Here is a 10,202-nt window from a genome sequence, read left to right as displayed (position 1 = left end):
GGGGGTGGCTCGGCGGCAGCAGCCCCCACTTCCAGAATCAGAGGCCGTAGGGCCTTTCTTCTCCTTTCTTGTCGAGTAGAAACATCAACGATGAACGGAGCGTCGCAACGGTGGAATAATAGTAGCAAGAATTGCTGACGACTTGAAAAATTCATTATGATTTGATAATTAATAAGTTAACTATGTTCTCGACAAAAAGGGAAACTAAACGAATTTAAATAAACAAACATCTCGACAAAAAAGGAGAAAAAATGCCGGCGCGGGGTGAAATTTTTTGTTTTACGACTTTTTCTTCGATTTTTCGATCAAAAACTATTGAAAACACAGGAAAACATGCCATTTTGGCAGCCGAAAAGGATAATTAAAGACAGATTTAATGGTTTTTTCGATTCGTGTTTATAAAAATATTTATGATTTGTAAAGCCGCCAGAATATAGGCTAGTGGCTTGTTTCAACGGATTTTCTCGGCAAAAAGGGAGATAAACTCGACTTTAACGGAGAATTACCCGACTTTAGGGGACTAATTTTCTCGGCAAAAAGGGAGATAGATATCTGCTCTCGGCAAAAAGGGAGAGTATATTTATTCATTCTCAGCCATAAAGTTTTTTAAACTTGTATAAGCCCATGCTTTTTTGTTCGTTACTGCACTTCTATCCTCATTGTACTTGCTATGCATCTTCTGTAGCTTTAAGGTTACTTTATCGGGATCAACGCTGTCACTAAATAGCCAATGCACTGATTTAAAGTCGGTTGAATCAAATTCAAAATGCGTACGTAGTAAGTGCTGATTATACTCATGTTTAGTTTTAAGCTGATCAGCAATTTCCTGAGTAATTACATCAAACCTTATGCTTATTACTTTTTTCCCTGCATACTGAGCTGGCTGGTACTTATACCAACAATCAGAATGGTTTTTGGCCTTATCAGGGCCAGGTGTTAGCTCTTTCATTACAGGATCCAGTACCCTCTTTTTAAAATCGGAGTAGAAGGGGTAGAGATCGAACGGCTCACCTTTCTCATCTATTCCTTTTATGTCGAGATACTCTTTAAGCCAATCAACGTTCATGGTAAAGGTCTGTTTTACCTTCCATGATGCGATGAGCTTATACATCCGGGCTGTGTATTTCGTCTTTGCATTCATGGCCGTGTGGAGCAAGAACTTCGTAAAACGTCTAGGCCGCTGGGTTTCAGGGTCATAATCGACTTGAATAAACCGGTCCGCCTGATCTCTTGTCATAGTAATGACTACATGCTCTCTGTATTTTCTGACTTTGCCAGTGTGTTTTCCTTTCTGGATCAGACTCTCGCCTAGCTGTGGTATATCTACACCGTGCACTACCTGACGTAACGATAGGTATTCCATTTTCCCCGAGGCTCCATACTGAGGAAAACTGATTTTAAGGTCCATAATGCTAAAACACGTTTGCATAACATCATCTAGGCTGTTTGCTTTAGTGATACTACGCAACGGGATTTTAATCTCCAATAAAGCACTTTTAGGATCGAAAAGCTCTAACTGTGCATAATCCTGCTCCCCACGCATGGAGAGCCGTACAGCATCCTGTAATTGGTACTGTATCATCGTTAGCAGTCTTTCTAGTAACAGCGATGTATTATACTTTGACATCGTTACTTTGTTGGACTGATAAATGTAGGTGTCGTCAACAGGACGAAGCGCTTTGCTTTTCTTAACTGGTTTGTCCTCAGAAGGGGTGAGATCTAAATTTTCCGAAACAGTTAAAGATTTGCCAGAGATTTTTTTACTCATCCAGTACCTTTTTGTTTTTTAGAAAATCCGCTACTGCTTTGATAACAACGTTCTTTTTAGTTGTTTGAGCGCGGTTACTGTAATTACCAATTGCCATTTTAAATTCAGCAGAAATCCAAAAAGTCAGATTTTCTACTTCTACATTTGCGTCCTTTGTAAACCCAATGAACATTGACGGATCTATTGGCTTGACCAATAATTCATCGATAGCCTGTATGACAGCTGATCTCATAGATCTTTCATTTTTGGCGCACCACACAGTCAAATCTTTTTTTAACTGCTTAGGGACTGGAGGGTTCATTTGCCTTTCTTCTGCTTGCTCTGCAGGCTCAGTAACCCCTGTTGTGCTTTTAACAGCTACTTTTGCTGGGGAAACAGCGAAGATATAAGGCTCTTCTTTCTTCTTATTCTGAGCAACAGGCTCAACTATTACAACCTTTTGTACCGGAGGAGGGTCTGCCTTCAAGCTCCCTGCCAGCAAGGTTTTTAATAGTGCTTCATCTTGGGTTTTTTGAGTTTTAATAGTTTTACTCATAAATCTACTTTTATATATTTCTACTTTAATACTTTTCTACTTTTGAATCAACAGCAGGATTTCATTTAACAGCTGCGCCATTTCTTCATTTGCTCTGGCATCTTTCAAATCAGCTACGCCATTTGGTAGAGCGACAGACCGGATATAATTTTGCCGGTGTATGACTTGGGTATCAAAGCATTCCATATTCAAATCAATGACTTGCTTTTTAATTTCATCTGTTAAAGATGCTCCCGAAATCACCTGATTAAAAAAAGCTTTTGCGCGTAAATTGGGATTTTTGATTCTTGCTTCTTCTATAAGACGTAGAATAGGTGTTACTTCTAGCAGTTCAGCTATTCCTGCTTTAGTAGGAATTACAATCAGGTCTGCTTGTAAAAAAAGCTCTTGTAAATGCTCTGTCCGATACGGGGGTGTGTCTACTACGATAAAATCATAGGGTAAATCCTTTAAAGGTTTACCGTCATAATTCAGTACTGTTAAGTCTGCAAACGTGTTTTGCAGCTTGGTAGTAGTACCCTGCGGGTCAATGTCTACCAAAACTGTTTTAACGTGCTTTTTAATTTTCTGTGCTATATTAATAGCCATTGTAGACTTTCCGACCCCCCCTTTCGGGTTGGCAATTACGATAATTCTAGGCATGTAATAGGATTTGATGCAAGATACCTAAAAGTAGAAATATATAAAAGTAGAAAAATAGAAAAATAGAAATCTATTTAAAATTTAGCACACCCAACCTGTTTTTTTGCCCGGTAGTTTGCGTTAAGTCGTGTACTGGTGCAGGAAATCATGAACCAGACAAGCATAAAAAAAAGAAAGACTAATGTGCATCTTTTCATAATTATCTGTTTTATTCAGCAGCGAGTATTACCCCGAGGCTGATTTTAAAGGTTTGAGCTTGTGCGTTAGTGGCACCCGTTTTCTGTGCGATAGCAGTGTAATAGCTTAAATCAAGATGGAAGGCGCCGAGTTGGAAGCCCGCACCAACTGTAGCAAGCTGCTTTGGTGAATAGTCGGGATTCTCATAGTGGATTCCTCCACGAAGGAAAAACTGTTGTCGGTAGAGATATTCAACCCCGGCTCCTACCCCCCAACCTTTCATATCTGCCCAACTTAAAAAAAATGCTGCTGGAACATTTGTAGTCGCCGGATCCTTGCCAGATATAATATTACCGTTATCATCCCTTATCACCGGTGCGGGAACCAGCCCTTTTATCACTTCACCAGATAAAGAAAACAGGTGATCCCCGGGGCTGGGGAAAGTATAAGACACGCCCCCCCGGAAATTCATAGGCTGAAAGGCGCTGCCCCCTGCAGAATGGTAGACTACTTTAGTCCCGAGATTAGAAAAAGAAAGCCCGCCTCTGAAAATCCCACCAGTATACCCGTTTAGCTCGGAAGCAGCCACGGAGCAGTAATAATACCCGATATCCACGCCGGCAGCGTTTGCAGTCTTAATTTCCTGTCCCTGATACTGAATACCAGCAGCAGGCCTGCTATTGATATATCGTGCAGTAATCCCTATGCTGTTATATTCTGATAGCTGCCGGCTGTAAGTCAATCCTATAGTCCATTCCGTGGGGTTATATTCATATATTGGGTAACCTGTTACATCTTTGAAAGACACGGCGCCCAGCGAAAAATAACGCAGATCTAATCCGATACAGGTTTGATCATCCAGCCGCCGGAAGCCCTGCATAGTGGCCATACCAACGCCTTTGACCAGACGCCGGAGATATGGCACGTAACCAGTAGATATTCCATACTCATAACCGGCTTGCATGGCCACTTTTGCCGGATTATAAAAAACAAAATTGTCCGGGCTGGTGGCTACACCGATGCCTCCCATAGCACTACTGCGGGCATCAGGCTCGATTTCAAGAAAACCAAGTGCTGGCGCCGGAGATTGCGCCTGCGCTGTCAGCGAAAAACATAAAATGACATAAAAAAGGACTGTGCGCATGATGATAGATTTTATTGTACCACAACTGGAGGCAGGCTTAATTCTTTGCTCAGGTCGCCGTCATTATCTTTAACCTGTAGCTTGACCGTATAAGTGCCAGCACTGCTGAAAATATAGGGGTTTGCTGGTGTGGTGGTTTCTGCGACTTTCACATTATTTACATAGAAAATATAGCTGCTGATCACTCCCCCAAAGCTGCGGTCTGCATCGTATGAGCCGCTCCCATCAAAGATGTACTCATACCGATCTGCCACACCTAAATACCGTACTTCCAATGCAGCAACTGGTGGCAGATTGTTAAATACATATAGCTGCATTGTGGAAGCGTCCTGCAGACCAAAAACATCCGTTACTGTGAATTTCACCTTTACGGCTCCTGTATGGGCCGGGTAATAGCGGTAAATACCCTCTCCACTTTCGGGAATGGTTACAGCAATGGTATCCGTGATCTTCTGATCTATGTATTGCAGATACCCATCTCCGCTGAGTGTTGCCATAGTAATGCCCCGGATGTTCATATTGGCATCATTGACGTGAATTATCAGCGGCATAAATGCAAATGCGGGTTTGGACAGCTTAACGCTATCTGTAAGCTGGTGGGTTGCCTGCCCGCCCCGCTGGTCTTTCAGCAAAATTTCTGGTGGATCGTTAAAGTCTTTCAGGCCGTCTTTTCTGTTTTCACATGCCAACAAAAACAGGCTAAAGATTAATAGTAGTAACGCTTTCCTCGTAATCATCATAGCTTAAATATTTTTTCTGTTTTGGTAAATTCGTTGCACTGTAGTCTGATAAAATACCAGACGCCCGAACCATGCAATTTCTCAGCAGCAAGGCGTATGCGGTTTCGTCCCTTAACAGCGGCCTGTTTGCTTTCGTAAACAGTGTTTCCCCGGAAGTCAAAGAATGTAATTACCATATCCTGCGGAGCTTTTAGCATAAATTCAGCAGTAAGCAGCTGGTTAAAAGTTGTAGGGTAGATAAGGAGATCATTACTGCCCGGATCCATCCCGTCCCCTCTGTCATTTTGTGGATCCGGTACTTTTCCGTTCTCATCGCGGATAAAGATGTCTGGTAATGGATACTTCACTATGCAACCAGTAACACCGGTTGCTGTCAGGGATACAGCGTGTTTGCCCGGAGTGTAGTAATAATGGTTTCCTTCGCCTTGGGTACTAAATCCACCATCTCCGAAGTCCCAACGATATACAGCGGCCTTCTCTACCATGCTGGTGGCTCTATACAGGGCGCCGAACGCTAATGTATCGTTAAGCCCTTCATATTTCACGGTGCCACGGGGACTGTTGTTTACAATCGAAACAGTACGACTGCTGCCGGCACATTCACCGGTATTTACCGGTTTGGGCTTTATGAACAGCTGCTCATCCTTTGTTACAGTGTATTTAATTGTTGTAGCCGTTTCAAACGGTGTGTTTTCGCCTACCCGGTACCATTCAAACATTGTGGTATTGTCTGCAACTGCAGTAAGGGTGACGATGGTATTTTCACAGGCTGTGGTATCCCCTGCCAAATTGATAGCCCCGGGAAGCCCTCGTACTGTTATATTGTAGCTGGCAGTGTTCGTGCAACGGGTCGCCGGGTCAGTAACAGTATAGCTGATAGCATATGTCCCTACCCCAGCAATTACCGGGGTGAAGGTCGTCCCAACAATGCCGGCAGATCCGGCCCAGCTGCCACCTCCGGGTTTCGCATTTAATGTGACCGCACCTGATGACACACATATAGCTGTATCATCAGGCATTGTGATAGTCGGCAGCGTATTAACCTTTACCGCCGTAGTATCTATGGTGGTGCAACCGGTGGTAGGATCTGTATATTTGTAGGTGATCGTGTGATCACCTGCACCGGCATCTTTCGGGACAAAGAAGCTGCCGGCATTATTGTCGATACCGTCCCCGGCCCATATCCCCGGCTGTGGTGTTGCTACCAACGATATGGTAGGGCCGTTCAGGCAGGCGCTAAAGTCACGCATACCTGTAACTACCGGGAGGGCATGTAGCATAATGCCTAAAGTATCGCTTATACTGCAGCCGGCATCTGTAATGATGGTGTAGATAAGGTAGTTTTTGCCAAGCTGCATTTTTTTCGGATCCAGTAATCCGGTAGTGCCATCATAAAAATTGCCGGCTAAAGGTTTCCATGTACCGCCGGATACAGAAGGCAATGGCGGGGCGAACATATCGCTATTCACGCAAGTACCTATATCCGCACCTACGTCCAGCACCGGTGCAGCAACTAACTTAATGACCCGTGTATCCGTTCCCGTGCAACCGGTGGCCGGATCGGTAAACGTAAGCGTGAGAGTATAATTTCCCAGTGGCGCCTTGCCCGCCTGAAAGTAGCTATTTTGAACAAACGGCCCACTCCAAACTGCCCCCAGCGGTTTGCCACCCTGTAAGTAATAGTCCCCAGCAGCAGCGCAGATAACCACATCAACACCGGCGTCCACTGCCGGCGGTGCCGATACTTTCATATACATCTGGTCAGATGCGCTGCACAGCGTTACCGGATCGGTCACAGTGTAGGTGAGCAGGTGTTCACCTGCCCCGGCACGGGCCGGCAAAAAGCGCCCGAGATCTACCCCGGGACCGCTCCACCCGTTAGCTGTACCCGGCAGGGTAACGGGTGGAGCATTTAAACAAGTGCGCTGATCAGCGCCCGCATCTACAGCGGGCGGCATCACTATTGTTATAACCAGTTGTTTGCTTACCGTGCAGATAGCATCAGTGTAGGTATATGTTAGCGTATTTCTACCTATGGCCATTTTCAGCGGATCCAGATGGCCAGTGGCAACGTCATAATACGGGCCATCTGCCGCCCAGCTCCCACCTACAGGAGTAGCTACCGGAAGGCTCACAGGGCTAGCATTACGGCAGATGTTATAGTCAGCCCCTACATTTAGCACCGGTGCAGCAACTAACTTAATGACCCGTGTATCCGTTCCCGTGCAACCGGTGGCCGGATCGGTATAAGTAAGTGTAAGCGTATAGCTACCCAGCGGCGCCTTACCCGCCTGAAAATAGTTATTTTGAACAAACGGTCCACTCCAAACTGCCCCCAGCGGTTTACCACCCTGTAAGAAATAGTCACCAGCAGCAGCGCAGATAACTACATCAGCGCCGGCGTCCACTGCCGGCGGTGCGGATACTTTCATGTACATCTGATCAGATGCGCTGCACAGCGTTACCGGATCGGTCACAATGTAGGTGAGCAGATGTTCACCTACACCGGCGCGGGCCGGCAAAAAGCGCCCGAGATCCACACCGGGACCGCTCCACCCGTCAGCTGTACCCGGTAGGGTCACGGGATCCGCATTTAGGCAGGTACGCTGATCAGCGCCGGCGTCTGCTGCCGGCGGCATCACTACTGTTATAACCAGTTGTTTGCTTACCGTGCATATGACGCTCTCATAAGTATATGTGAGTGTGTTAGTACCCACGGCCATTTTCAGCGGATCCAACTGACCGGTGGCAGCGTCATAATATGGGCCATCTGCCGCCCAGCTCCCACCTGCAGGGGTAGCTACCGGAAGGCTTACGGGGCCAGCGTTGCGGCAGATGCTATAGTTAGGCCCTACGTTTAGAACGGGAGCATCTACCAGTTTTATAAATTTTATATCAGTACCCGTGCAGCCGGTGGCCGGATCGGTATAAGTAAGGAAAAGGGTATAATTTCCTAACGGTGCGATAGACGCCTGAAAATAGCCGTTTTGAACAAATGCCCCACTCCATGTAGCGCCTATGGGAGATCCAGTACCCAAATAATAATCCCCTGCAGCTTTACAAACAATGTTATCTCCATGAGCATTGACCTCTGGTGGTGCGGATACTTTCATATACATTTGGTCAGATGCGCTGCATAGCGTTACCGGATCGGTCACAGTGTAGGTGAGCAGGTGTTCACCTACACCGGCGCGGGCAGGCGAAAAGCGCCCTCGATCCACACCGGGACCACTCCACCCGTCAGCTGTACCCGGTAGGGTCACGGGATCCGCATTTGAGCATGTGCGTTGATCAGCGCCGGCATCTACAGCCGGCGGCATCACTACAGTTATAACCAGTTGTTTGCTTACTGTGCAGACGGCATCAGTGTAGGTATATGTTAGCGTATTTCTACCTATGGCCATTTTCAGCGGATCCAGCTGGCCGGTGGTGACGTCATAATATGGGCCATCTGCTGCCCATGTCCCCCCGGCAGGAGTAGCCACCGGCAGGCTCACAGGGCCGGCATTACGGCAGATGCCATAGTCAGGCCCTACACTCAGGACGGGCGGCGATTGTACTGTGATAATTTTCTGTACCGCTACAGCACAAACACTGTTTGTATAAGTGTAGGTTACAAGATAGTCACCGGCTACAGCGTTGCTAGGCGAAAAAACATTGGTATTGATATAACTACCTGTCCATATACCACCGGTGGGGCTACCGCCGGGAATCTGAAAGGGTGTGGCATTTCCGCAAACAGTAAGATCTGCTCCGGGCTTTACTGTCGGACCAGTAACAACCTTAATAACAAAACTTTTTGTGTAGGTGCACCCGGTTTCGGGAACGAAAAGAGTGCCTGTAATCGTGTGTAAGCCTATTCCGGCAGTGACCGGAGAAAAATATTTGCTGTTAATGATTCCCGTCCCGCTCCAACTGATAGAGCCATCATTGGGGCTAACACCACTGCGCTGGTTTAGGTCTATTTCTGCGCTGGTGTTGCATGTCGTAAAATCGTCCCCAACTTTAAAGTTACTCGCATCAATGATATTGATCTGGAAATCACCAGAGCTACTGCAGGTAGTCCCCGGATCCATATAAGTGTACCGTACGGGATTACGCCCCACTACACCCTGTGCCGGATCGAATATTTTAAGATTCAAAACCCCTCGCCCTGAGTAAAAACCGCCGACCGGCTCCCCCACAGTTATTAAAAACGGCTCAGCGCCACGGCAAACATCAATATCAGATACCTTTATGACGGGAGGCGCATTTCCTGTAATTTCTATTGATTCCGCAGAGGTACAGCCGGCGGCATTGCTGATCTTGTAAGTATATACATTGCGGCCGGCCGCCATGCTTGAAGGCGTAATATTGCCGGCAGCATCTATGCTGCGCCCTTCCCATGTTCCCCCGGTAGGGGTGGCTTTTATTACCACTGGTTGCGCATTCTGACATATACTTATCGGATAGGCGCCTATTGTGATTTTCACGCCCTCTAATACCTGAAAATCATATTGTATACTGACAATTCCCCGCTTACTTCCAAACTGAATATCAGGGGTGCCGTTGTCGTACTGCTTTTGGGCGATGAGGCGGTGAAAACCGGGTGAAAGATCTTTAGGATTTAACCTCGTTATTGGAGCGCTTGCCGGATCATCCAGATAGAAGGTAACGCCATCTTTTACCGTGAAATTATCGGTTAGATTGTAGTCGTGGTCAACGCTGTTACATACGGTCTTAACCTCATCAAGGCCGGTAAATTGTGGGGTTTCAAACTTTAGCGTTAAACTGCTGACAGTTATATATTCATTGTTTTCCCCACCGCCAATGCACTGTGTCCTGCGCTGGTTATGGGCAACGATGAGTAACGTTTTGGTAATTTCGCCGGCGTTAGGACTCACGGTAAATGTCCGTACATTATTCATGTTGTCGATCTTGTATTCGACAAACCAGTTCATGTACTTACGACCAATACCACAGCCGCCTATGCTAGTATTAGCTTCTCCATAGTCAGGGAAAAGGAAGCTGGGCGAATTTCCCACAGGATCGCAATAAAACACTTTATCGCTGTAGGTGGGGTATTCAGCCTGCCTGCCAATTACATCAACTACTGTGGATCCGTCACGGTTTCCGTATCCATTCGGGAACTGTACCTGCGCGGCAATACTTGCCGGCAGCAGCCACCAGCAAAAAAGGGAAAGAAATTTTCGCATA

The 10,202-nt window shown here is 46.4% G+C and carries 6 protein-coding genes; all 6 read right to left on the bottom strand.

The annotated features are described in order from the left end of the window. Positions 1-580: 580 nt before the first annotated feature. The 6 genes from FHW36_RS30365 to FHW36_RS30340 all read right to left on the bottom strand — a co-directional run bounded on the left by FHW36_RS30365 (position 581) and on the right by FHW36_RS30340 (position 10,201). Positions 581-1,768, bottom strand: a complete 1,188-nt coding sequence (locus FHW36_RS30365) for a replication initiation protein (protein WP_145675332.1) — start codon at positions 1,766-1,768, stop codon at positions 581-583. Continuing rightward, the gene (locus FHW36_RS30360; RefSeq protein ID WP_145675331.1) at positions 1,761-2,303 is read right to left on the bottom strand and encodes a hypothetical protein; all 543 of its coding nucleotides are present in this window, start codon (positions 2,301-2,303) and stop codon (positions 1,761-1,763) included. Before FHW36_RS30360 ends, FHW36_RS30365 begins: the two co-directional genes overlap by 8 nt. A gap of 36 nt (positions 2,304-2,339) precedes the next feature. Then, on the bottom strand, positions 2,340-2,945 hold the full coding sequence (locus tag FHW36_RS30355; protein WP_145675329.1) for a ParA family protein: 606 nt from the start codon (positions 2,943-2,945) through the stop codon (positions 2,340-2,342). Positions 2,946-3,153: 208 nt separating this feature from the next. Continuing rightward, a complete protein-coding gene (porV, locus tag FHW36_RS30350; RefSeq protein ID WP_145675327.1) occupies positions 3,154-4,266 on the bottom strand; it encodes a type IX secretion system outer membrane channel protein PorV in 1,113 nt (370 codons plus the stop codon). Positions 4,267-4,277: 11 nt separating this feature from the next. Continuing rightward, positions 4,278-5,006, bottom strand: a complete 729-nt coding sequence (locus FHW36_RS30345) for a PKD domain-containing protein (protein ID WP_145675325.1) — start codon at positions 5,004-5,006, stop codon at positions 4,278-4,280. Beyond that, complete coding sequence (locus FHW36_RS30340) at positions 5,003-10,201, bottom strand: PKD domain-containing protein (protein ID WP_145675323.1); 5,199 nt, start codon at positions 10,199-10,201, stop codon at positions 5,003-5,005. The genes FHW36_RS30345 and FHW36_RS30340 overlap by 4 nt, the downstream gene beginning before the upstream one ends. Between the last annotated feature and the right edge of the window lies 1 nt (position 10,202).

This window comes from Chitinophaga polysaccharea (genome assembly GCF_007829335.1).
GTDB classification, from domain to species: domain Bacteria; phylum Bacteroidota; class Bacteroidia; order Chitinophagales; family Chitinophagaceae; genus Chitinophaga; species Chitinophaga polysaccharea_B.
Note: the sequence above shows the minus strand (reverse complement) of the source record. Positions and strands in the feature narration are given on the sequence as shown.